The sequence below is a fragment of the Bradyrhizobium sp. UFLA05-112 genome, assembly GCF_053572325.1.
This window is the reverse complement of the sequence record NZ_JBANBK010000002.1, coordinates 198,896-220,179: the sequence shown is the minus strand read 5'-3', so window position 1 is coordinate 220,179 and position 21,284 is coordinate 198,896. Positions and strand designations below refer to the sequence as shown.

The 21,284-nt window shown below is 64.1% G+C and carries 25 protein-coding genes; 8 read left to right on the top strand and 17 right to left on the bottom strand.

Annotation, left to right across the window (positions count from 1 at the left end; translation table 11 throughout):
- Positions 1-30: 30 nt before the first annotated feature.
- The 4 genes from SO180_RS02320 to SO180_RS02305 are packed head-to-tail and all read right to left on the bottom strand — an operon-like array spanning position 31 to position 3,781.
- A complete protein-coding gene (locus SO180_RS02320) occupies positions 31-1,194 on the bottom strand; it encodes an ABC transporter permease (RefSeq protein ID WP_449377225.1) in 1,164 nt (387 codons plus the stop codon).
- 12 nt (positions 1,195-1,206) lie between these two features.
- Positions 1,207-2,145 (bottom strand): ABC transporter ATP-binding protein, encoded by a 939-nt coding sequence (locus SO180_RS02315; RefSeq protein ID WP_449377224.1) that lies wholly within the window; start codon positions 2,143-2,145, stop codon positions 1,207-1,209.
- Complete coding sequence (locus tag SO180_RS02310; protein WP_449377223.1) at positions 2,142-3,092, bottom strand: HlyD family secretion protein; 951 nt, start codon at positions 3,090-3,092, stop codon at positions 2,142-2,144. Before SO180_RS02310 ends, SO180_RS02315 begins: the two co-directional genes overlap by 4 nt.
- The gene (locus SO180_RS02305) at positions 3,089-3,781 is read right to left on the bottom strand and encodes a TetR/AcrR family transcriptional regulator (protein WP_449377222.1); all 693 of its coding nucleotides are present in this window, start codon (positions 3,779-3,781) and stop codon (positions 3,089-3,091) included. Before SO180_RS02305 ends, SO180_RS02310 begins: the two co-directional genes overlap by 4 nt.
- Before the next feature lie 110 nt (positions 3,782-3,891).
- Here SO180_RS02305 and SO180_RS02300 point away from each other — a divergent pair, with 110 nt between their 5' ends.
- The 3 genes from SO180_RS02300 to SO180_RS02290 are packed head-to-tail and all read left to right on the top strand — an operon-like array spanning position 3,892 to position 5,126.
- Positions 3,892-4,227 carry an ArsR/SmtB family transcription factor gene (locus SO180_RS02300; protein ID WP_449377221.1) on the top strand — a complete coding sequence of 112 codons (336 nt, stop codon included), beginning with the start codon at positions 3,892-3,894 and terminating at the stop codon, positions 4,225-4,227.
- Positions 4,224-4,697, top strand: a complete 474-nt coding sequence (locus tag SO180_RS02295) for an SRPBCC family protein (protein ID WP_449377220.1) — start codon at positions 4,224-4,226, stop codon at positions 4,695-4,697. Before SO180_RS02300 ends, SO180_RS02295 begins: the two co-directional genes overlap by 4 nt.
- Before the next feature lie 15 nt (positions 4,698-4,712).
- Positions 4,713-5,126 carry a GFA family protein gene (locus tag SO180_RS02290; protein WP_449377219.1) on the top strand — a complete coding sequence of 138 codons (414 nt, stop codon included), beginning with the start codon at positions 4,713-4,715 and terminating at the stop codon, positions 5,124-5,126.
- A 20-nt stretch (positions 5,127-5,146) separates the two neighbouring features.
- Here SO180_RS02290 and adhP read toward each other — a convergent pair whose 3' ends face one another.
- On the bottom strand, positions 5,147-6,172 hold the full coding sequence (gene adhP / locus SO180_RS02285) for an alcohol dehydrogenase AdhP (RefSeq protein WP_449377218.1): 1,026 nt from the start codon (positions 6,170-6,172) through the stop codon (positions 5,147-5,149).
- Between the two features lie 180 nt (positions 6,173-6,352).
- Positions 6,353-6,763 carry a DUF2000 family protein gene (locus SO180_RS02280; RefSeq protein ID WP_449377217.1) on the bottom strand — a complete coding sequence of 137 codons (411 nt, stop codon included), beginning with the start codon at positions 6,761-6,763 and terminating at the stop codon, positions 6,353-6,355.
- A 215-nt stretch (positions 6,764-6,978) separates the two neighbouring features.
- Between SO180_RS02280 and SO180_RS02275 the strand changes: the two genes are divergently transcribed.
- Positions 6,979-8,775 carry a CYTH and CHAD domain-containing protein gene (locus SO180_RS02275; RefSeq protein WP_449377216.1) on the top strand — a complete coding sequence of 599 codons (1,797 nt, stop codon included), beginning with the start codon at positions 6,979-6,981 and terminating at the stop codon, positions 8,773-8,775.
- Positions 8,776-8,811: 36 nt separating this feature from the next.
- On the opposite strand, the gene SO180_RS02270 is transcribed toward SO180_RS02275, so the two are convergent.
- The 9 genes from SO180_RS02270 to SO180_RS02230 all read right to left on the bottom strand — a co-directional run bounded on the left by SO180_RS02270 (position 8,812) and on the right by SO180_RS02230 (position 16,281).
- Positions 8,812-9,201, bottom strand: coding sequence for a DUF4189 domain-containing protein (locus SO180_RS02270; protein WP_449377215.1), 390 nt, complete (start codon positions 9,199-9,201; stop codon positions 8,812-8,814).
- Between the two features lie 213 nt (positions 9,202-9,414).
- Positions 9,415-11,019, bottom strand: coding sequence for an NTP transferase domain-containing protein (locus SO180_RS02265; protein ID WP_449377214.1), 1,605 nt, complete (start codon positions 11,017-11,019; stop codon positions 9,415-9,417).
- On the bottom strand, positions 11,016-11,717 hold the full coding sequence (locus SO180_RS02260) for an XdhC family protein (RefSeq protein ID WP_449377213.1): 702 nt from the start codon (positions 11,715-11,717) through the stop codon (positions 11,016-11,018). Before SO180_RS02260 ends, SO180_RS02265 begins: the two co-directional genes overlap by 4 nt.
- A 2-nt stretch (positions 11,718-11,719) precedes the next feature.
- On the bottom strand, positions 11,720-12,043 hold the full coding sequence (locus SO180_RS02255) for an XdhC family protein (protein WP_027525321.1): 324 nt from the start codon (positions 12,041-12,043) through the stop codon (positions 11,720-11,722).
- 10 nt (positions 12,044-12,053) lie between these two features.
- Positions 12,054-13,256, bottom strand: a complete 1,203-nt coding sequence (locus tag SO180_RS02250; RefSeq protein WP_449377212.1) for a vWA domain-containing protein — start codon at positions 13,254-13,256, stop codon at positions 12,054-12,056.
- A 112-nt stretch (positions 13,257-13,368) separates the two neighbouring features.
- Complete coding sequence (locus SO180_RS02245) at positions 13,369-14,277, bottom strand: AAA family ATPase (protein ID WP_449377211.1); 909 nt, start codon at positions 14,275-14,277, stop codon at positions 13,369-13,371.
- Between the two features lie 92 nt (positions 14,278-14,369).
- Entirely contained in the window at positions 14,370-15,176 is an 807-nt protein-coding gene (locus SO180_RS02240) for an FAD binding domain-containing protein (RefSeq protein WP_449377210.1), read from the bottom strand.
- A gap of 39 nt (positions 15,177-15,215) precedes the next feature.
- Positions 15,216-15,701, bottom strand: a complete 486-nt coding sequence (locus SO180_RS02235) for a (2Fe-2S)-binding protein (RefSeq protein ID WP_449377209.1) — start codon at positions 15,699-15,701, stop codon at positions 15,216-15,218.
- A gap of 133 nt (positions 15,702-15,834) precedes the next feature.
- Positions 15,835-16,281: an SRPBCC family protein gene (locus tag SO180_RS02230; RefSeq protein ID WP_449377208.1), complete on the bottom strand. Its 447-nt coding sequence runs from the start codon at positions 16,279-16,281 to the stop codon at positions 15,835-15,837.
- Positions 16,282-16,450: 169 nt separating this feature from the next.
- Here SO180_RS02230 and SO180_RS02225 point away from each other — a divergent pair, with 169 nt between their 5' ends.
- The 3 genes from SO180_RS02225 (at position 16,451) to SO180_RS02215 (ending at position 19,221) form a co-directional block, all read left to right on the top strand.
- A complete protein-coding gene (locus SO180_RS02225) occupies positions 16,451-17,806 on the top strand; it encodes a 3-carboxy-cis,cis-muconate cycloisomerase (RefSeq protein ID WP_449377207.1) in 1,356 nt (451 codons plus the stop codon).
- Between the two features lie 75 nt (positions 17,807-17,881).
- Entirely contained in the window at positions 17,882-18,664 is a 783-nt protein-coding gene (gene pcaD / locus SO180_RS02220) for a 3-oxoadipate enol-lactonase (protein ID WP_449377206.1), read from the top strand.
- 164 nt (positions 18,665-18,828) lie between these two features.
- Entirely contained in the window at positions 18,829-19,221 is a 393-nt protein-coding gene (locus SO180_RS02215; RefSeq protein WP_449377205.1) for a carboxymuconolactone decarboxylase family protein, read from the top strand.
- Here the strand turns inward: SO180_RS02215 and SO180_RS02210 are convergent.
- Together SO180_RS02210 and SO180_RS02205 are read right to left on the bottom strand one after the other, a co-directional pair.
- Positions 19,183-19,701, bottom strand: a complete 519-nt coding sequence (locus SO180_RS02210) for a hypothetical protein (protein WP_449377204.1) — start codon at positions 19,699-19,701, stop codon at positions 19,183-19,185. The two genes, SO180_RS02215 and SO180_RS02210, sit on opposite strands and share 39 nt — an antisense overlap.
- A 226-nt stretch (positions 19,702-19,927) precedes the next feature.
- Positions 19,928-20,089, bottom strand: coding sequence for a hypothetical protein (locus tag SO180_RS02205; protein WP_254111720.1), 162 nt, complete (start codon positions 20,087-20,089; stop codon positions 19,928-19,930).
- A gap of 265 nt (positions 20,090-20,354) precedes the next feature.
- Here SO180_RS02205 and SO180_RS02200 point away from each other — a divergent pair, with 265 nt between their 5' ends.
- Complete coding sequence (locus SO180_RS02200; RefSeq protein ID WP_449377203.1) at positions 20,355-21,272, top strand: ABC transporter permease subunit; 918 nt, start codon at positions 20,355-20,357, stop codon at positions 21,270-21,272.
- Positions 21,273-21,284: the final 12 nt, after the last annotated feature.

Sequence of the window (21,284 nt, the reverse complement as noted above, 5' to 3'; positions counted from 1 at the left end):
TCGCCCCTCGTCGTTGCGGGGCATTTTGCCTCAATCGAGCGTGCGGCGGAAGCGCGTCACGGCGATGACCATGGCGACCAGCATGAGGGCTGCCAGCGCCAAAGTGTCATATTGCAGGTTCTGGACGGTTGCGCCTTTGAGCATGATGGCGCGGACGATACGCACATAATGCGTCAGCGGCAGGCCCTCGCCGAGATATTGTGCCCAGACCGGCATGCCAGCGAACGGGAACATGAAGCCGGACAGCAAGATGCTCGGCAGGAAGAACATCATCGACATCTGCATGGCCTGGAGCTGGTTCTGCACGATGGTCGAGAACGTGTAGCCGATTGCGAGATTGGTGGTGATGAACAGCGTCGAAAGCAGCGCCAGCAAGGTGAGGCTGCCGAGCACGGGCACGCCGAACAGCAACACGCCGATCGAGAGGATCAGGAAGGCCTGAATGAAGCCGACCAGCACGTAAGGGATGATCTTCCCGAACATCACCTCGACCGGCCGTATCGGCATCGAGAGCAGGCTTTCCATGGTGCCGCGCTCGACCTCGCGCGTGACGGACAGCGCGGTGAAGATCAGCATGGTCATGGTCAGGATGGTGCCGACGAGGCCCGGCACGATGTTCAGCCGCGAGGACGCGGCCGGATTGTAGCGGGCGTGCGCACGGATCTCGAACGGCATCTCCGGGGGATCGCCGATGTAGAGATCGTGCTGGAGCGCGGTCTGCACGATCATGCCGAGCGAGCCGAGCGCTGCGCTTGCCGCGACCGGATCGGTCGCATCGGCGGCGACCAGCAGCGCCGGCTTGTCGCCGCGCCGCACCGCGCGCTCGAAGCCGCGCGGGATCTCGACGCCGAACAGCACCTTACCGGACTTCAGCAGGTTGTCGAACTCGTCGACGTCGTGCACCTCGCGGGTGAAACGGAAATAGGCGGTGTTCTCCAGCGCCTTCAGCACGGAGCGCGCGAGATCGCTATCCTCCTGGAGCAGGACGGCGCTCGGCAGATTGTGCGGCGTGGTGTTGATGGCATAGCCGAACAGCAGAAGCTGCATCACCGGGATGATCACGATCATGGCGAAGGAGACGCGGTCGCGGCGGAGCTGGATGAACTCCTTCACCACCATCGCATAGGAGCGCCGCCAGAAGCCGAAGCGCTCGCGGATGTCGTGACCGTGATCCGATATGTCTGTAACGCTCATTGGAAATTGTCCTTATTGGAAATTGTCCCTGGAGCGGTTCATGAGTTCGATGAAGACGTCTTCGAGCGAGGGATGCGATTTCTGCCAGTGCATGCCATCCCGGTCGCGCAAGGGCGCGATACTGGCTTCCAGCGCCGCGACGTCGCGGCCCGAGACGTGCAGCGAGGTGCCGAACGGCGCCACCATGTCGACGCCGGGCTTGCCGGTGAGCTCGGCGGCGAGCCCGTTCAAATCATCGCCAGTGACGGTGTAGGTGGTGAGCGCGGATTTCGCGATCACCTCGTCGACCGTGCCATGGGTGAGGAGATGGCCGTAGGCGATGTAAGCGATCTCGTGGCAGCGCTCGGCCTCGTCCATGTAATGAGTTGACACCAGCACGGTGAGGCCTTCGGCGGCGAGCGCATGGATCTCGTTCCAGAAGTCGCGCCGCGCCTTGGGATCGACGCCGGCGGTCGGCTCGTCCAGCAGCAGGAGTTGCGGATTGGGCAGCGTGCAAGCGCCCAGCGCCAGCCGTTGCTTCCAGCCGCCGGAGAGCTCGCCCGCAAGCTGCTCCTCGCGGCCCGACAGACCGAGCCGCTTGATCATCTCGCCTGCCGCGCCGCGCGCATCGCGCATGCCGTAGAGCCGCGCAACGAACTCCAGGTTCTCGCGCACCGAGAGGTCCTGATACAGGCTGAAGCGCTGGGTCATGTAGCCGACCTGGCGCTTGATGCGATCGGCATCGCGCCTGATGTCGTAGCCGAGACAGGTGCCCTCGCCGCTGTCGGGCGTCAGAAGCCCGCAGAGCATGCGAATGGTCGTGGTCTTGCCACTTCCGTTGGGACCGAGAAAGCCGTAGATCGAGCCGCGCTTCACCTGCATCGACAGATCGTGCACGACCTCGCGGCCGCCAAAGGACTTTGTCAGTCCTTTGACGTCGATCGCGATACCGTTGCCGGCTGTCCCGCTCATCGCTTGTCCGCTACCGGAGTTTTGGGATTGAGATACACGCTGATCGGCTGGCCCACGCGCAGCGCATCGGGCCGCGACGGCCGCGCCTGGATCAAGTACACGAGCTTGTTGCGCTCATCGAGGCTGTAGATCACCGGCGGGGTGTATTCGGCCGTGGTCGCGATGAAATAGATCTTCGCGGTGAGATCGGCCGCACAATTGTCGCAGGCGACCCGCACCTGATCGCCGATCGCAAGCTTGGGCAGCTCGGTCTCCGGCACGAAGAAGCGCAGCTTCATGTTGCCCGGCGGCATGATCGACAGCACTGGCCGCTGCGCCGCCACCATCTCGCCCTCGCGGAAATAGATCTGCTGGATGGTGCCGGCAACCGGCGCAAAACCCTTGCGCCGCGCCAGCCGCGTCTCCGAGGTCACCACGCGCGCCTCAGCGACCCGCAGGTCCGAGACGGCAGAATCGAGCGTCACCTGCGTACCGGAGCCGGTCTTTCTAAGCGACTCCGCACGATCATGGGTCTGCTGCGCGTTCGCCAGCGTCGCCTTGGTCTGATTGAGATCGGCAAGCTGGAGATCGTCGTCGACCGAGTAAAGGGCGTCGCCGACCTTCACCTCGTCGCCTTCGCGGACGTTGAGCTTGGTGACGCGGCCGGCCTCATCGGGGCTGACGAAGATCATGTCGGCCTCGACCCAGCCCTGGAAGCCGGGATCGCGGCTCTCCTTGCAGGCGGCAAGCCCGGTTGCAAGCACCAGGGCCGCGATCGCACAGAGTCGCGCGAGAGGCACCGAAAACTGAATCGCCTGGGGCGGCAGATGCCTCTGTCGAACCCTCACCCTGAGGAGCCGCGAAGCGGCGTCTCGAAGGGCGAGGGGCAACAACCGGGCCTTCATCCTTCGAGACGCGCGTTCCGCGCTCCTCAGGATGAGGTGAGAAATGGTTTGCGACGACCTCATGTCGTCCTCCGTTCGCCAAAAATCAAATCGAGATGGACGCGCAGCATCTCCTGCGCGTCGAGGGGGAAATGCCGCGCAAACAGGCTCTGCCAGATCACCGCGATCAGCGCCGGCGCGACCAGGATCTGGGGAAAGCGCGCGAGGTTCTTTTGCTGAATCTCACCGCGGGCGATCCCGAGTTCGATCAGCGCGCGCATGCCGGCCATCCCGCGCGACACCACCTCGCGATAGTAAAAGTCGGCCACGGCCGGAAAGCGCGGCCCCTCCGCCACGATCAGGCGCACGAGATCGCCGCGCCTGGTGTTCGCAACCTCCTTCAGGAAATTGGTCGCAAAGGCCTCGACGAGATCGCGCACCGAGCCGGTCGGCGGCGGCAGCGTGGTGAGCCGCTCGACCACTGGCACGATGACGATGCGCACCAGCTCCTCGAACATGGATTCCTTGTCCTTGAAGTGCAGGTAGATCGTGCCCTTCGCCACGCCCGCGCGCTTGGCGATGTCGTCGAGCCGCGTCGCCGCAAAGCCGCGCGCGATGAACTCTTCCAGAGCCGCCTCCACGATCGCCGCACGCCGCTCCGCCGCGCGCGTGGCGCGGTTTGATCCGGGAGCGGCAGCTTCGCCGGCTTCGTGCGCATCGCTCTTGGCGCGGACTGCGGATGACATGACGGGTTTGGTCGGCTTCTTTGACATCTGTAATTTATGACTGACTGGTCAGTCATCGTCAATTGGATTCGCCTGAAAACATCCACCTCGGACAAATTAGCCTTGACTAATTCATTAGCGTACGCTAATTTAATGGCATGCTCGAAGCCGCTCCAAACTCCGTCACCACCGTCATGCGCGCTCTCGCCGATCCAACCCGCCGCGCCGTGTTCGAGCGTGTTTTCCAGAGCAAGGAGATCTGCGTCGCGGAGCTGACGCGCGGCAGCGGCGTGACCCAGGGCGCGATCTCGCAACACCTGAAGTCGCTGAAACAGGCGGGCCTCGTCGCCGAACGCGCCGAGGGGCGCAACGTCTACTACCGCGCCGCGCCGCAGGGACTCGAGCCTCTGGTCGAGTGGATGGATCATTATGGCGTCTTCTGGCGCGAGCGCTTCCAGAACCTGCGTGACCTCTTGAAGGAGATCGATCCGTGAGTGCAGCCGAGTTGAAAGCCGAGACCCAAGCGAATATCCGGGACATCGCCATTGAAGAGGTCTTCCCTCACACACCCGCGACAGTCTGGAAGGCGCTGACCAGCGCGCAGTTGATCGCGCGCTGGCTGATGCCGCCGACCGGCTTCGAGGCGATCGAAGGCAACACCTTCACCTTCCAAACCACGCCGGGAGGCGCCTGGGATGGAGTGATTCATTGCCGGGTTCTGGAGGTCATCCCGAACCAGCGTCTCGTCTATGCCTGGAAGGGCGGCGACGAGCGCAACACCGGCTACGGCGCGCCGCTCGACACGATCGTGACCTGGTCCCTCACCCCAGTCGACGCCGGAACGCGGATCCGTCTGGTTCATGCGGGCTTCGTCATGCCCAGAAACGACTCCGCCTACGCGGTCATGAGCGGAGGCTGGAAGAAGGTCGTCCGGCAGCTCGACGAGATCAGCGGCGAACAGTGAGTGGGAGATCCCGCGATGAACAAGCCCTATACCGGCGGCTGCGCCTGCGGCGCGATCCGCTATTCGATTGCCAGTGAGCCCCTCTTCGCCAACCACTGCCAGTGCCGGGACTGTCAACGTGAAAGCGGCACCGGCCACGGCTCGTACCTTACCTTCGCGCGCCCTGGCGTCACGGTGACGGGCGAGGCCAAGCAATGGGACATGGTCGGCGACAGCGGCAACGTGAAGACGCGCGCCTTCTGCTCCGTGTGCGGTTTGCCGGTCTACATGACCTTCGCAGCACAGCCCGACATCTTCACCGTCCGCGCCGCGAGCCTCGACGAGCCGGCCCGCTACAAGCCGCAGGTGATAACTTATGCAGCGCGCGGTCATGACTGGGATCGCCTCGATCCGAGCCTGCCCAAGTTCGACACCATGCCGCCGGCGTGAGACGCCGGCGCTAAATTAATCTAGGCAAAATCGAGCACCATGCGGCCGTCGATCTTGCCGGCCTTCATCTTTTCGAACACCGTGTTGATCTCGGCGAGCGGGACCTTGGTGACCTCAGCATGCACCTTCCCGTCGGCCGCAAAAGCGATGGCCTCATCGAGATCCCTGCGCGTGCCGACGATTGAGCCGCGCACGGTGATGCGCTTCAGCACGACATCGAAGATCGGGGTCGGGAATTCGCCGGGCGGCAGACCGACGAGACTGACGGTGCCCTTCCGGCGCGCCATCTTCAGCGCCTGCGCGAAGGCAGCCGTTGAGACGGCGGTCACCAGCACGCCATGCGCCCCTCCCCCGGTCGCGGCCAGCACCTTGTCGACGGCATCTGCATTCAGCGCGTTGACTGCGAGATCGGCGCCCGTCGTGCGCGCCAGCGCCAGCTTGTCTTCGGCGATGTCGATGGCGGCGACCTTGAGCCCCATCGCCTTGGCATATTGGATCGCGACATGGCCGAGACCGCCGACGCCCGAGATCACTACCCATTCGCCGGGCCGTGCCTCGGTCTCCTTCAATCCCTTGTAGGTCGTCACGCCGGCGCAGAGGATCGGTGCGACGCCGGCGAAATCGATATTGGCCGGCAGCTTCGCCGCGAACGCGGCAGCGGCGATGACGTATTCGGCAAAGCCACCATTCACGCTGTAGCCGGTGTTGTGCTGATGCTCGCACAGCGTCTCCCAGCCGGTCTCGCAATATTCGCAAGCCATGCACGAATCGTGCAGCCACGCGACGCCGACAGCGTCGCCCACCCTGAGGTCGGTGACGCCGGGTCCCAACGCAGCGACGGAGCCGGCGACCTCGTGCCCCGGAATGAAGGGCGGAACCGGTTTAACCGGCCAATCGCCGGACGCTGCGTGCAAATCAGTGTGGCAGACCCCGCAAGCCTTCACCTTGACCAGGACCTCGCCAGGACCAGGCTGCGGCAGTGGTACATCCTTGATCTCGAGCGGCTTGCCAAAACTGGTGACGACGGCAGCTTTCATGGTCGGCATCGGTCTGCTCCTTTGCATTCGTGCAAAGTCCTTTGCATTTGTGCAAAGTCCATTGCATTTGCGGGAAGCAGACTAATGGCCGCGAGCGGCGCGCCCTTGATTGACGTCAAACAGCACAATGTTTGCGCACACGATGCGAAGACACATCCGGTGACAGTGGTTTACGCGCGAGCGAACATGTCAGTGATGGAACTTCAAACCATCGCAAATTTTATCGATCACCTTGCGCTCGGCGCGCATCGCGATGCCAACGAGATTGAGATCGGCGCGGCTGACCGCCCTCACCGCCTCGCGATTGGCAGCATCATGCGTGGTCGAGAACATGTCCTCCGTATAGACCGCGGGCGTGACATTGCGCGTCAGCGCGCGATCGAGCGCGCGGGACAGTGCAGGACCATCGGCGCCGTAGATCAGGATCGGTTGACCGATCAAGGAAAGATACTTGGTCCCGGACGCGTCCTCGTAAGGCTCGCCTATGCATTCGGGAAAGTTGGCGGCGATTCCACTGGTGAGGAACGAGGCCACGTTGAGCTTCTGCCACGCTTGGAGATCGGTGCGGATCACGACGGCGATCTTGGTGTCGAATTGCATGATTTTCCCCACGCTTGCCACGCATCGAGAAATAAAATTCCTCGAGTGAGTGCTATCTGAGGATGAATGTAACTCAGGTTGACCTATTTGTTCACAGCGGGAAAATTTCAAACTCGATGCAACCGGGGACCGCTTCCCCACGCGAGTCGAGTCGGCTATACATCACGGCACTGTCATCAAACTGTCACACAAATCCTATGTCCGAATCTGGCGCCATGAAGCCGGCCTTCGAAACCGTGCGTAATGTACCTCGGTCCAACGGCCATCACGTCCCGGAGGACAGGACGAGAAGCACAGAAGACAGGAAGAAAACCAAGAACTCTGTCGCGTCCCGCACGGAACAAGAGCCTCGCATTGACGATGCGCTCGCGCACGGCGACGTCTCGGACGCCGAAGGCCTTGGCGCTGACGCCAGGCCGTCTGGTGGTGAGACGCCTGCACAGGATGTCTCCCCGTCCGGTGACGTTGCTCCACGCGCCGCCGAACTCGAACTCAAGCTGCTTGTGGACGCTGATCGCCTGGCGGATTTCAACAATGCACCGATCATCACGGCGAACGCGCGCAACAAGGGCACACGAAAGCACCTCAAGGCCATCTACTACGACACGCCCAAGCGTGCGCTTCGTCGTCATGGATTGAGCTTCAGGGTGCGCCAGAGCGGCGCTCGGTTCACACAGACCGTGAAGGCCGACTCCGAGAACGATCCGCTCAGGCGTGGCGAATGGGAGGCAAGCGTACCCTCCGCTGCTGCCGATGTCGCGCTGGCGCTGCCGTTCATCCCGGAGAAGCTGCGCACGGATCTCGATCGTCGTCCGCTCGAGGCGGTCTTCACCACCGACATCCACCGGCATCAGCGCATCGTTGACCTGCCATCCGGCACCGTCGAGGTCGCTTTCGACCAGGGCTTCCTGAAATCCGGCGATCGATCGATGCCGGTCAGCGAGATCGAGCTCGAGCTCAAGTCCGGTAGCGTGTCCGCAGTCTACGAGCTTGCGCTGCGGCTCGCCGAGCATGGACCGGTGAAACCATCCATCCGCAGCAAATCGGCGCGCGGATTTGACCTTGCCGCCGACACCCCGCCGGCGGCAAGAAGGCCGCGCAAGCTGCGCCTCGATCCATCGGCCTCCCTCGATGAGACCTTTGCCGCGATCCTGCGCGCCTGTCTCCTTCATCTTCTCCAGTCGCTTCCCGCCGCCGAGGACGGCCGCGATCCCGAAGGGATTCATCAGCTTCGCGTCGCCCTGCGCCGCCTGCGATCCGCCATGCACCTGATGCAATCGGTCCTATCGGAGAGCAAGCTCGACCTGCTGCGCGCAGAGGCCAGGTGGCTGGGACAAAATCTCTCCGCCGCGCGCGAGTGGGACGTCTTCCAGAACGACACGCTGCGCACCGTCGCGCAAGGCTGCCCCTCGATCGCCGGCTTCGACGCACTGGATCAAGCCGTAGAACAACGCCGGACGTCCTCCTACGACAAGGCGCGCCTGGTGCTGGGCGACCGCCGGGCTGCGTCGTTCGTGATCGGGCTTGGCGGCTGGATCGAAACGCGCGGCTGGCGCAGCGAAGTCGCTGCGGAACGTTTGGGCCAACTGGCCGAGCTCGCCATGAATTTCGCACGGCGTATTCTGTCGGCCCAGCATGCGAAGGTGCTCAAGCGCGGCCGCCGCTTCAAGTCGCTCACCCCTGATGAGCTGCACTGCGTGAGGCTCGCCGTGAAGAAGCTGCGCTATGTCGCTGATTTCCTGTTGCCGCTCTATGGGCAGCGCAAGTCTGCAAAACGCTTCTCGGACAGACTGGCCGATTTGCAGCACGAGCTCGGCATCTATAACGACATGGCGACAACGGCTTCGCTGCTCGCGGATATCGGCACGGAGTCCGCAAACGGCAGCACTGCGGCAGCCGCGATCGCCGGCTGGCAGGCACACGCGATGGTCGGTACCGAACCGCGTCTCAGGAAGGCGTGGTCGGATTTCGTAAAAGCGAAGGTCCCCTGGTCGATCGAGACAGAGGCCTGATCGGCCGAGCCATCACCAACGACCGCGTGCGGGGCTTCAACCCTTCGCGTCGCAGGCCCAGGCACGGATGACGCATTCCTTGCCGCCATATTTGTAGCATTCGCGCGTGGCGGCGTTGAGCGTCGTCGAGATCTTCGGCTTCACGGCGTAGCCATAAGCGCCGCAGGGATTGGCGAGATCGACTGACATCGCGGCGCAGGCGCGCTTCATGGTCACGGTCGTGCACTCGCCCTTGCACTGCTTTTGTGCGGCGGCGCGCGCCGCAGCTTCGCCGGGGAAGTCATAGGCATGACCATAGGCGCCGCACTTGCCGACCGCGAAGGCGCCGGCGGCGTGTGCATCCGTGACGTAGCGGGCCCCTGCCACAGCAACGCTCAGCCCAAAGAAAAACATCGCGCAACGGCGCGCGACGACGTTCGAAGCCATGGAAATTCCCCTCCCCCGAGGCAGGCGGAGGAGACCTTATCGGCCGGTCGTTTCCAGATGGTGAACGAGTGGTTGAAATCGGGAGATTGGGAGGCGGCAAGCAGACCCGATTTGTAGGGTAGGCAAAGGCGCTCTTGCGCCGTGCCCACCATCTTTCGTCGATTGGCGGGAGAAGTGGTGGGCACGCTTCGCTTTGCCCACCCTACGGCATCTCTATCCGCGTCTCGCGGCTTCCAGCGCTTGCGGCGTATCGATGTCGAGGAAGGCGCTCTCGCCATCGACGGGGACTTCGGCCACGACTTCCGCATGCTTGGCGATCAGATGGCGCGCGCCGATGTCGCCGTCGAGCGTCATCAATTCGCTGAAGAAGCGGCGCGACCACAGCACAGGATTGCCGCGGCGGCCCTCGCTGACGGGCACGGCAATCAGATTGCCGCGGTCGGGTGCAAAACTGTCGATCAGGCGGTCGACCAGCCCGGCATCGATCAGCGGCATATCGCCAAGGCAGACCAGCGCGCCATCGCAGGTCTCCGGCACGGCCGCGATGCCGGCCTTGACCGAACTTGCGATGCCGCCGGCAAAATCCGGATTGCGAACGAACTTCACCTTCAAGCCCCTAAGCGCCTGCTCGACCAGCTCGGCCTGATGGCCGGTGACGACGATCACCTCGGACGCCTTTGAGGCCAGCACCTGCTCGGTCGCGATCCGCACCAGCTTCTTGCCCTCGAGCTCGGCGAGCAGCTTGTTTGGCCCGCCCATCCGGGTCGACCGCCCGGCGGCGAGCACGATCGCAGCGACGTGGCTGTTGCCTTCGGTCTCGGGTTTTGCGCGCGGCTGCGGCCGCGTGACGATCTCCATCAACAGGCCGCCGACACCCATACCCATCAGCTCGGCGCGCGTCACCTTGATGCCGGCGAGGAGCCGCATTAGCACCCAGTCAAAGCCGTTTTCCACCGGCGAGCGCGCACAGCCCGGCGCGCCCAGCACGGGCACCTGGCCGGCGCGGCCGATCAGCAGCAGATTGCCGGGATCGACCGGCATGCCGAAATGCTCGATCGCGCCGCCGATCTCGGTGATAGCCGCCGGGATCACGTCGCGGCGATCGGCGATCGCGGAGGCGCCGAACACGATGACGAGCTCGGCGCCAAGTCCGAGCAGCTCCTTGATCGCCGCCGATAGCGCCGTCTCCTCATGCGGCACCCGCCGCTCGGCGATGATGTTAGCCCCCGCAGGCGCCAGCCGCTCGGCAGTGACGCGCAGCGTCTTGTCGACGACCTTGGAGGACAGGCCCGGCAGCAGCGTCGAGACCACGCCGACACGCTTGATCACGTAAGGCGCAACGCGCAGCACGTCGCGGCCAGCGGCCTTCACCGCGGCATCACGCAAACCGCCCTCGACGCCGAACGGGATGATCTTCACGGTGCCGACCATCTCGCCCTCGACCACCGGCTTGAAGGCGGAGAGCGTCGCAAAGGTAATGGCTTCATCGACATTGTTGATACGATCGACCGCCGCGCGGTCGATCACCAGCACGCCGGGGCGCGCCGCGAACAGATTGGCGCGGCCGGTGAAAGCGCGCTCGACATGGATGCCCTCGCCGCCAACAGCATCGGCAATGCTGGCGGCCGCGACGTCCTCGGAGACGTCGCCCTGCTCCATGCGTACCACGACGATGTCCTTGATGCCGGCGCGTGTCAGCGCCTCGACCTCGCCAGGGCCGATCGTCGTGCCCTTCTTCAGCACCAGCGGACCCTGGCGCAGGGTGTGGACCGTCACCCCTCCAATCGCATCCTTCGGACTCGCCGGGCCGAATTTCATGCCGCTACTTCTTTTTCTTTCGGAGGCAGGCGGAGTTGCGCCGTGATCTCGGCCATGATCGACACAGCGATCTCGGACGGCGAGACCGCACCGATCGCAAGGCCGATCGGCGCATGGATGCGCGCGATGTCGCTATCCTTCGCACCCTGCGCCCGCAACCGGTCGCCGCGCTTGGCATGCGTCTTCCGCGAGCCGAGCGCGCCGATATAGAAGCAGTCGCGCTCGAAGGCATGCAGCAGCGCGGGATCGTCGATCTTGGGATCGTGGGTCAGCGCCACGAAGGCGGTGTAGTGGTCGATGTTGAGCGGCGGCAGCGCGACGTCGGGCCATTCCGCGATCAGCGGCACGTCCGGGAATCGCTCGGCGCTCGCAAAGGCCGTGCGGGGATCGACGACCGTGACGTCATAGCCGAGCGAGCGCGCCATCGGCGCCAGCGCCTGGCTGATATGGACGGCCCCGACGATCACCATCTTCGCGGTCGGCGCATAGACGTTGAGAAACAGCTTCTTGTCGCCGGCCTCGACATTGCCGCTCTTACCCGTGCGGAGCTGCTTCTCCAGCTCGACACGCAGGGGATCCTTGGCAAAGTCCTTGGCCTTCACCAGCCGCTGCTCGCCGCTCTCGGTGTCGGTGACAAGGATGACCGGCCGCCGCGCGGCGCGCTCGGCATTGAGTTCGTGCAGGGTTTCGAGCTTCACGGCTAGCCAACCTTCTCGACGAAGACACGGATGGTACCGCCGCAGGACAACCCGACGTTCCAGGCGGTCTCGTCGGCCACGCCGAACTCCAGCATTTTCGGCTTGCCCGTCTCGATCACGTCCATGGCCTCGGTGACCACGGCGCCTTCGACGCAGCCGCCGGACACCGAGCCCAAAAACGTGCCGTCGTCGTTGATCACGAGGCTCGAGCCCGCCGGCCGCGGTGCCGAGCCCCAGGTCTCGACCACCGTTGCAAGCGCTACGCCATGGCCGGCCTTCTGCCAGTCCTCCGCCGCCTTCAGGATATCCTCGTCGCGATCGAGCATGGCCTACCTCTCAAGCTGCGGAACGGATCAGGCTGCGGTGATGCGGCGGCAGCGGCTGGGAGAGCGTCTTGATCAGCTCCTGGATCGAACTCAAATTATGCACCGGGCGGAATTCGTCAACGTGGGGCAGCATCATTTTGATGCCCTGGGCCTTGGCCTCGAAGCCGCCAAACCTGAGCAGCGGGTTCAGCCAGATCAGCCGGCGGCAGGAGCGGTGCAGCCGGTCCATCTCGAAGGCGAGCTTGGAGTCCGCCTCGCGCTCCAGCCCGTCGGAGATCAGGAGCACGATGGCGCCCTGGCTCAGCACGCGCCGCGCCCACAATTTGTTGAAGTTGTGCAGCGAGGTCGCAATCCGCGTGCCGCCGGCCCAGTCCTCCACCGCCGCCGAGCAGCTTGCCAGCGCCTCGTCCGGATCGCGCTGGCGGAGCGCACGGGTGACGTTGGTGAGGCGGGTGCCGAACAGGAAGACGGAGACGCGCTTGCGCGCGTCGGTGATGGCATGGAGGAAATGCAGGAACAGGCGGGTGTATTCGCTCATCGAGCCCGAGATATCCAAGAGCGCCACGATCGGCGCCGGCTTCTCGATCCGCCCGAGGCGGTGGATGTCGATGATGTCGCCGCCGGTGTGCAGCGAGGCCCGTAAGGTTCGGCGCAGGTCGAGGCGCAACCCGCGCCGATCGGGCCGATGCCGGCGCGTCAGGAGCTCGGCCTGCGGCAGCTTCATCTTCTCGATTGCGCGCAGCGCTTCGCTGATCTCCGCCGCGCTCATCTGCGCGAAGTCTTTCTTCTGAAGGATTTCCTTGTCGGAGACCGACAGGCGCAGATCCTGCTCCTGGTGCTGCGGCGTCTCCGTCATCTGCGGCTGCGACAGCGCCTCCTGGACGCGGCGGGAGGCCGGCGGCGGCTTCTTCTTGGCATGATCAGGCAGCGGCACCGAATCCAGCATGTGCTTCCACTCTTCGGAAGGCCTGAAGAACAGATTGAAGGCCTGCCTGAAGATCAGCGCATGCTCGTGGCGCTTGACGAAGATCGCCTCTAGCGTGGTGAAGACGTCGGCGCGGCTGCCGATGTCGATCACCTGGAGCGCGTTGACGGCATCGATCACCGCGCCGGGGCCGACGGGAAGACCGGCAGCACGAAGCGCGCGGGCGAAACCGACGATGTTGTCGGCGAACTGCTCGGTCTTGTCAGGCGCAAGGTGATTGATGGCCATGGTCTATCCCCTCCTCCGTCATTCCGGGGCACGCGAAGCGTGAACCCGAAATCCAGAGGTTGCAGCGCGAGATTCCGGTTTCGCGCTTTGCCGCGCCCCGAATGACGAAACCTTACGACTCGCTCGTCGCGTCCTTCAGCACCTTTTGCAAGGCATCGCCCTGCATGCGGACGATGTCGTCCTGATACTTGAGCAGCGCGCCCAGCGTGTCGCCGACGACCTGCGCCGTCAGCGAGCGGGCGTCGAGTTCGGAGAGTGCCGTCGCCCAATCGATGGTCTCGGCGACGCCCGGGGACTTGTAGAAATCCTGGTTGCGCAGCGCCTGCACGAAACGCACCACCTGCTGCGACAGCTTTGCCGAGATGCCAGGCACGCGCGTCTTGATGATCGCGAGCTCGCGCTCGGCGGAGGGATAGTCAACCCAGTGATAGAGACAGCGCCGCTTCAGCGCGTCGTGGATCTCACGGGTGCGGTTGGAGGTAATGATGACGATCGGCGGATGCGGCGCCTTCACGGTGCCGAATTCGGGGATGGTCACCTGGAAGTCACTGAGGATTTCGAGCAGATACGCCTCGAACGCCTCATCGGCGCGATCGAGCTCGTCGATCAGCAGCACCGGCGGGCCGGCAACGTCCGGCTCCAGCGCCTGGAGCAGCGGCCGCTTGATCAGATAACGATCGGCGAAGATGTCGGACGAGAGCTGCTCGCGATCGGTGTCGCCGGCGGCCTCCGCCATCCGGATCGCGATCATCTGTGCGGCGCTGTTCCACTCATAGACCGCGGAAGAGACGTCGAGGCCCTCATAGCATTGCAGGCGGATCAGCTTCCGTCCCAGCGCGGTCGACAGCACTTTTGCGATCTCGGTCTTGCCGACGCCAGCCTCGCCTTCCAGAAACAGCGGGCGCCCCATGCGCAGCGACAGATACGTCACCGTCGCCAGCGACCGCTCCGCAAGATAGCCGCGCGAAGTGAGGAGTTCGAGCATCGCATCGACCGATGCCGGCAGTGCCGCTGCAGTCATGAAAGAGCCAGTCTCGCTACGCCCGGTCCGGGCAACTTTTATTTGCGCATGATCTTGTCGGAAAACCGCTGCACACTTTTCCGGATCGTGCGCTACTCTTTGGCGTTGGCAGCGTCGACGGCGCGCCGCGTCAGCACCCCGATCAGGTGCGCACGATACTCCGCGCTGCCGTGGATATCGCTGTTGAGGCCTTCGGCCGGCACGTCGATGCCGTCGAACACCTTCGAGGAGAAGCGCTTCTTCAAGGCTTCCTCGAACGCAGTGACGCGGAACACGCCGTCCGAGCCGGCGCCGGTGATGGCGACGCGCACATCCGACGGACGCCGCGCCACGAACACGCCAACCAGCGCATAGCGCGAGGCCTGGTTGCGGAATTTGACGTAGGCCGCCTTCTTCGGCAGCGGGAACATCACCTTCGTGATGATCTCATCCGCCTCGAGCGCGGTCGTGAACAGGCCCTGGAAATACTCTTCCGCCTTCAGACGGCGCTTGTTGGTGACGATGGTGGCGCCGAGCGCCAGCACCGCCGCCGGATAGTCCGCGGTCGGGTCGTTGTTGGCGAGCGAGCCGCCGATCGTGCCCTTGTGACGGACCGCCGGATCGCCGATTCCGCCGGCAAGGCTCGCGAGCGCCGGGATCGCTTCACCCACGATGGCCGACGTCGCGACATCGGCGTGCTTCGCCGTGGCGCCGATCACCAGCGAACGGCCCTTCATCTCGATCGTGTCGAGACCTTCGATATGCGAGAGATCGACGAGATGCGGCGGGCTTGCGAGGCGCTGCTTCATCACGGGGATCAGCGTATGGCCGCCGGCGATCACCTTGGCGTCCTCGTTCTTCACCAGGAGATTGGCCGCCTGCCGCACGGTCCCAGGGCGATGATACTTGAATTCGTACATAATGGACTTCCTGATCGCGAGATGCGCGCGAATGTCGGTTTACGCGAGATCGGATTTCGCCATCGCCTTCGCGCCGGCGGCGATCGAGGCGACGATGTTCTGGTAGCCGGTGCAGCGGCAGAGATTGCCTTCGAGCTCTTCGCGAATCGTGTGGTCGTCGAGCTCGTGCCCCTTGCGATGCACGATGTCGATCGCGGTCATGATCATGCCGGGCGTGCAGAAGCCGCACTGCAAGCCGTGATGCTCGCGGAAGGCCTCCTGCATCGGATGCAGCGGCGCGCCGTCGGCGGCCAGCCCCTCGATGGTCTTGACCTCGTGGCCGTCGGCCATCACCGCGAGCGTGGTGCAGGATTTCACGGCCTTGCCGTCGAGATGCACGACGCAGGCGCCGCACTGCGAGGTGTCGCAGCCGACATGGGTCCCGGTCAACCGCAGATGCTCGCGCAGGAACTGCACCAGCAGGGTGCGGGGGTCGATATTGGCATTGACGGGATTGCCATTCACGATAAGGGAGATTTTGGCCATCAGGACTCTCTGGTCAGCACCCCGCCCTGTCAGGCGAAGCGGTTCTTATAGTTATTCCAACCCATCATATGGGCCATTGCACCTTCGGGCAACATCGCCCGAAATGCAGGCAGTTATGCCTTTAGGCGCAGAGCTAACCCTGTACCGCCTTGGCGAAATTCGCAAAAAATTCGTCGGCCAGCTTTTTGGCAGCGCCGTTGATCAGGCGCTGGCCGAGCTGCGCCAACTTGCCGCCGATCTGCGCCTCGACATCATAGGAGAGCAGCGTGCCGCCATCCTTCTCAGACAGCTTCACCGCCGCGCCGCCCTTGGCAAAGCCGGCCACACCGCCCTCGCCTTCGCCTGTTATCTTGTAGCCGTTCGGCGGGTCGAGATCGCTGAGCATGACCTTGCCCTTGAAGCGCGCCGACACCGGGCCGACCTTCATCTTGGCGACCGCGCGAAAACCGCCGTCTTCGGTCTTCTCCAGTTCCTCGCAGCCGGGGATGCAGGCCTTCAGCACCTCGGGATCGTTGAGCTTGGTCCATACGGATTCGCGCGACGCCGCAAGCTGAACTTCGCCGTTCATTGTCATGGCCATAGGCTGCCTCCCGTGATCACTGACGTAACGCTGCTCAAGTAACGCAGGGCAGCCGCAAAGGAAAGGGCGACCGACGATCACATGCAATGCATATTCGCAACTGCAAAAAGCTTGCGTGAACGGTTGGGGATTGGCAGACGCGGCCCATGGTGGTTAGGTCCCGCGCAACATGAGCACATCCCTCTCCCCCCTGCTTGCGCCGATGCTGTCGAGCGCCGCCATGCGCGCGATCTGCGATGATCGGGCTTATCTGCAAAACATGCTCGAATTTGAGGCAGCGCTGGCCCGGGCTGAAGCTGCCACCGGCGTGATTCCCGCAAGCGCGGTCGGCCCGATCGAAGCCGCCTGCAAGGCGGCCGCGTACGACCTTGCCGCGCTCGCCGAAGCCGCGACCAGGTCGGGCAATCTGGCGATCCCCCTCGTCAAGGCGCTGACCGCCGGCGTCGCCAGGGCCGATGCAGAGGCGGCGCGCTACGTGCACTGGGGCGCGACCAGCCAGGACGTCATCGACACTGCGACCATGCTGATGCTTCGCGCCGGGATCGACGCGCTGGACGCCGACCTCAGCCGCGCCATCAAAGGGCTCGCTGCACTGGCGCGCACCTACCGCAACACCGCCATGGTCGCGCGCACCTGGCTCCAGCACGCGCTGCCGAAGCCGTTCGGATTGAAGGCTGCCGAATATGCCGCAAGCCTTGCCCGCGCACGCTGCCGGCTGCGGCGGCTCCGCCGCGAAGGCCTCGCGCTGCAATTCGGCGGCGCCGCCGGCACGCTCGCAGCGCTTGGCGACAAGGGGCTTGTCGTCGCCGAGCGGCTTGCGCAGGAGTTGAACCTGCAATTGCCCGAAGCGCCCTGGCATACCCATCGCGACCGAATCGCCGAGGCGGCATCAAGCCTTGCGATTCTTGCCGGCAGTTGCGGCAAGATCGCCCGCGACGTCTCGCTGATGATGCAGACCGACGTCGCCGAAGCTTTTGAGCCCGCCGGCGAAGGCCGCGGCGGCTCCTCGACCATGCCGCACAAGCGCAATCCGGTCGCAGCGGCAAGCGCGCTTGGGGCTGCTACGATGGCGCCGCAATTGGCCGCGACGATCTTCGCGGCCCAGGTCCAGGATCACGAGCGCAGCGCCGGCCCGTGGCACGCGGAATGGCCGACGCTGCCGCAGTTGATGCTGGTCGCTTCCGGCGCGCTTGCTGCCATCGTCGATATCGCCGAAGGACTCGACGTCGACGTCGCGCGCATGCGCGCCAATCTCGACGTGACGCATGGCCTGATCATGGCGGAAGCCGTCACCTTCGCGCTCGCCGAAACAATCGGCAAGAGCGAGGCGCATCACCTGATCGAGTCCGCCAGCAAGAAGGCGGTCGCCGAGAAGAAGCATTTGCGCGACGTGCTCACGGCTGATTCGAACGTCACCGCGCATCTTGCGCCGGAGAAAATTGCGGCATTGTTCGAGCCGATGGCCTATCAAGGCGCTTCCCAGGCCCTGATCGACCGGCTGCTCGACAGCCTCGACCAAGATTAATGGTTTGAGCATGATCCTTTCGGAAAACCGCTGCGCACTTTTCCGGATCATGCTCCAAAACGGAGACCCCGCCATATGCCCATGATCGATGCCGACGGGTGCCTGCTCAACGTCTCCGTCGAGGGCCGCGACGGCGGGCCAACCCTGATGCTCTCCAACTCGCTCGGCTGCACGCTGCAGATGTGGGAGCCGCAGATGAAGGCGCTGACGCAGGTGTTCCGCGTCATCCGCTACGACCGCCGCGGCCATGGCAAGTCCACCGTGGCCCCCGGTCCCTATTCGATGGAGCGCTTCGGCCGCGACGTGCTGGCGATCCTTGACGACCTCAACATCGAGAAGGTGCATTGGTGCGGCCTGTCGATGGGCGGCATGGTCGGGCAATGGCTGGGCGCCCACGCGCCGGAGCGGTTTGGCAAGATCATCCTCGCCAACACGAGCTGCTACTACCCCGATCCGACCAACTGGCTGAACCGGATCAAGGCGGTCAAGGAAGGCGGCATCGCCGCTGTCGCCGATACCGTGATCGCCGGCTGGCTGACGGCCGACTTCCGCGAGCGCGAGCCGCAGATTACCGCGAAGATGAAGGCGATGCTGGTGGCCTCCCCGGTCGAGGGCTATCTCGCTTGCTGCGAGGCGCTGTCGACGCTCGACCAGCGCGCGCTGCTGCCGAAGATCAAGAGCCCGACGCTGGTGATCGCCGGCCGCCACGACATGGCAACCCCAATTTCGGCGGGCGAATTGATCCGCAGCCAAATTCCCGGCGCCAGCATGACCATCATCGATGCCGCCCACATCTCAAATGTCGAGCAGCCGCACGCCTTCACTGACGCGGTGGTCGGCTTCTTGACGCAACGATAGTGCCGCACGTTCGAACACCTCTCCCATCGGGAGAGGTCGGCGCAAAGCGCCGGGTGAGGGGTTATGGTCCCTCATGAGCACCTGAGCGCCCTCACCCGATTTGCTGCGCAAATCGACCTCTCCCCGATGGGGCGAGGTGAAGAACCGCCCAAGAGGAGAAGTCCATGGACGACGAGAAGCGCCGCGATGCCGGCATGAAGGTGCGCCGCAAGGTGCTCGGCAACGCCTGGGTCGACAAGTCGATCGCCAACCGCAATGCGTTCAACACCGATTTCCAGGACCTGATCACCCGCTACGCCTGGGGCGAGATCTGGACGCGGCCGCATTTCGACGAGCGGACCCGTCGCGTGCTCGTCATCGGCACCATGGTCGCGCTCGGGCAATGGGACGAATTTCGCCTGCACGTGCGCGCAGCGCTCGCCGAGGGCGGCTTCACCCCCGACGATATCAAGGAAATCCTTCTGCAGCAGGCGATCTATTGCGGCGTGCCGGCGGCCAACCACGCGGTCAAGGAAGCCTCAGCGATTGTGCAGGAGCTCGGCCTGCTCAAGCCCTAGCGACGCTGTCGATTCGACGCGCGGCTGGGCCGGCCGCTCGATCACCAGCACGATTGTCGCGCCGAGCAGCAGCAAGAGCTCGGTCGCGTGCAGCCTGAGGGCAGCCATCTCGCCGACCTTCGAGGCCATCACCATGCTCGCAAACGACATCAGGCTGCCGATGACAAGTGCAATGGCGAGCGCCTCGTCGGAGCCGCCGGCCTTGCGGACCCTGGGGAGCGAGAGCAGCGCCAGGAAAATGGCAAAGAAGGCCACCACGGTGAGGCGGCCGAGCGCCAGCAGCCACGCCGCGCGGACCGTGCTCATGCCCGACATCTGAAGCTGGTCGCTGATGAACAGCGCCACCGCGACGCTCGGCCGCTCGTAGAGGCCGTGCACGGGGGCGACCATGATATTAAAGGCAATCAACGTCCAGGCCGGGATGAAATAGGCGGCCAACACCACGCCATTGATTGAGCTGATCCGCCAGTTCTTCAGCATTGCCGCTTCCCGCATGATTTCCGTTGGGCCCGAGCCGGTCGGGGCCTTTTGCGGCAGCTAACTCCCCTCGACTTGAGGCGGCAATTTAAACCCTTTGTTTACCTTAACTGCCGTGGACAAGCCTCAGCCGGGCAAATGGAAAAAGTCCCGCCTTTCGGCGGGACTCTTACAACTCCAAAGTGCTTGCAACTCCAAGGCGCTTGCACAACTCCAAGGTGCTTCGGGATCAACGCTGGTCCTGACCATGCTGGCCCGGCTTGTCGCCCTGGCGCATCGGATCCTGTTGCTGCTGTCCGGGTTTCTGGCCACCACCCTGCTGCTGCTGATCGGGGCGCTGGCCGGGCTTCTGATTCTGCTGGCCCGGATTCTGATTTTGCTGCTTCGTCATCGCGGGAAACTCCCTTGTTGGACGCCAGAAGAGCATAACGGCCGGTGTCTATTTTGGTTGCCGGGGAACCGGGTTCCCTCTCCGGAGGTGGAACCCGGGACGCGAAATGAACTCTGTACAAGCCTTTATGCCAAGGCCAAGCCCAGTTGCGGCGGCCAGTTCCCTCCTGTTACAACAAAAGGGATGCTCAAGGGCTGCCGGGGCCCCAAGAACTCTCTCTCAAGAGCTCCCTTTGAGCCGCACCAAGTTCAGATAACGGCAGCCCATGGACTATTTCACCCAGCAGCTCATCAACGGTCTCGTCCTCGGTTCGATCTATGGCCTGATCGCCATCGGCTACACGATGGTCTACGGCATCGTCGGCATGATCAATTTCGCCCATGGCGACATCTTCATGATCGGCGGCTTCATCGCCCTGATCACCTTCCTGATCCTGGTTTCGTTCGGCCTGACCGCGGTCCCGATCATCCTGCTCGTCGTGCTCCTGGTCTCGATGGCAATCACCGCGCTCTATGGCTGGACCGTCGAGCGCATCGCCTACCGGCCGCTGCGCCACTCCTTCCGCCTCGCCCCGATGCTGTCGGCGATCGGCATGTCCTTCGTTCTGACGAACTACTCGCAGGTGGCGCAGGGCGCCCGGGTCAAGCCGATCCCGCCGTTGATCACCGGCGGCTACACGTTGCACGAGAGCGCGGACGGTTTCGTGATCCAGCTCTCCAACATCCAGATCGTGGTGGTCGTCACCACGATCGTGCTGCTGTTGATCTTCAACCGGCTCGTATTGCGCACGCGGCTTGGGCGCGACATGCGCGCCTGCGAGCAGGACCAGACCATGGCGGCGCTGCTCGGCGTCAATGTCGACCGCACCATCTCCATGACCTTCGTGATCGGCGCGGCGCTCGCGGCAGTGGCGGGCCTGATGTACCTGCTCTACTATGGCCAGGTCGATTTCAACATGGGCTTCGTCGCCGGCATCAAGGCGTTCACGGCGGCCGTGCTCGGCGGCATCGGCTCGCTGCCGGGCGCGGTGCTGGGCGGGCTTGCGATCGGCCTGATCGAGACCTTCTGGTCGGCCTATTTTTCGGTCGAGTACAAGGACGTCGCCGCGTTCTCGATCCTGATCATCGTGCTAATCTTCATGCCGACCGGCCTTCTCGGCCGTCCCGAAGTCGAAAAAGTCTGACGGGTCGCCCGC

Excerpts from the sequence above, each read along its gene's own strand:
- SO180_RS02320 (WP_449377225.1), bottom strand. The coding sequence starts at position 1,194 with ATGAGCGTTACAGACATATCGGATCACGGTCACGACATCCGCGAGCGC.
- SO180_RS02315 (WP_449377224.1), bottom strand. The coding sequence starts at position 2,145 with ATGAGCGGGACAGCCGGCAACGGTATCGCGATCGACGTCAAAGGACTG.
- SO180_RS02310 (WP_449377223.1), bottom strand. The coding sequence starts at position 3,092 with ATGAGGTCGTCGCAAACCATTTCTCACCTCATCCTGAGGAGCGCGGAA.
- SO180_RS02305 (WP_449377222.1), bottom strand. The coding sequence starts at position 3,781 with ATGTCAAAGAAGCCGACCAAACCCGTCATGTCATCCGCAGTCCGCGCC.
- SO180_RS02300 (WP_449377221.1), top strand. The coding sequence starts at position 3,892 with ATGCTCGAAGCCGCTCCAAACTCCGTCACCACCGTCATGCGCGCTCTC.
- SO180_RS02290 (WP_449377219.1), top strand. The coding sequence starts at position 4,713 with ATGAACAAGCCCTATACCGGCGGCTGCGCCTGCGGCGCGATCCGCTAT.
- adhP (WP_449377218.1), bottom strand. The coding sequence starts at position 6,172 with ATGCCGACCATGAAAGCTGCCGTCGTCACCAGTTTTGGCAAGCCGCTC.
- SO180_RS02280 (WP_449377217.1), bottom strand. The coding sequence starts at position 6,763 with ATGCAATTCGACACCAAGATCGCCGTCGTGATCCGCACCGATCTCCAA.
- SO180_RS02275 (WP_449377216.1), top strand. The coding sequence starts at position 6,979 with ATGAAGCCGGCCTTCGAAACCGTGCGTAATGTACCTCGGTCCAACGGC.
- SO180_RS02270 (WP_449377215.1), bottom strand. The coding sequence starts at position 9,201 with ATGGCTTCGAACGTCGTCGCGCGCCGTTGCGCGATGTTTTTCTTTGGG.
- SO180_RS02265 (WP_449377214.1), bottom strand. The coding sequence starts at position 11,019 with ATGAAATTCGGCCCGGCGAGTCCGAAGGATGCGATTGGAGGGGTGACG.
- SO180_RS02255 (WP_027525321.1), bottom strand. The coding sequence starts at position 12,043 with ATGCTCGATCGCGACGAGGATATCCTGAAGGCGGCGGAGGACTGGCAG.
- SO180_RS02250 (WP_449377212.1), bottom strand. The coding sequence starts at position 13,256 with ATGGCCATCAATCACCTTGCGCCTGACAAGACCGAGCAGTTCGCCGAC.
- SO180_RS02245 (WP_449377211.1), bottom strand. The coding sequence starts at position 14,277 with ATGACTGCAGCGGCACTGCCGGCATCGGTCGATGCGATGCTCGAACTC.
- SO180_RS02240 (WP_449377210.1), bottom strand. The coding sequence starts at position 15,176 with ATGTACGAATTCAAGTATCATCGCCCTGGGACCGTGCGGCAGGCGGCC.
- SO180_RS02235 (WP_449377209.1), bottom strand. The coding sequence starts at position 15,701 with ATGGCCAAAATCTCCCTTATCGTGAATGGCAATCCCGTCAATGCCAAT.
- SO180_RS02230 (WP_449377208.1), bottom strand. The coding sequence starts at position 16,281 with ATGGCCATGACAATGAACGGCGAAGTTCAGCTTGCGGCGTCGCGCGAA.
- SO180_RS02225 (WP_449377207.1), top strand. The coding sequence starts at position 16,451 with ATGAGCACATCCCTCTCCCCCCTGCTTGCGCCGATGCTGTCGAGCGCC.
- pcaD (WP_449377206.1), top strand. The coding sequence starts at position 17,882 with ATGCCCATGATCGATGCCGACGGGTGCCTGCTCAACGTCTCCGTCGAG.
- SO180_RS02215 (WP_449377205.1), top strand. The coding sequence starts at position 18,829 with ATGGACGACGAGAAGCGCCGCGATGCCGGCATGAAGGTGCGCCGCAAG.
- SO180_RS02210 (WP_449377204.1), bottom strand. The coding sequence starts at position 19,701 with ATGCTGAAGAACTGGCGGATCAGCTCAATCAATGGCGTGGTGTTGGCC.
- SO180_RS02205 (WP_254111720.1), bottom strand. The coding sequence starts at position 20,089 with ATGACGAAGCAGCAAAATCAGAATCCGGGCCAGCAGAATCAGAAGCCC.
- SO180_RS02200 (WP_449377203.1), top strand. The coding sequence starts at position 20,355 with ATGGACTATTTCACCCAGCAGCTCATCAACGGTCTCGTCCTCGGTTCG.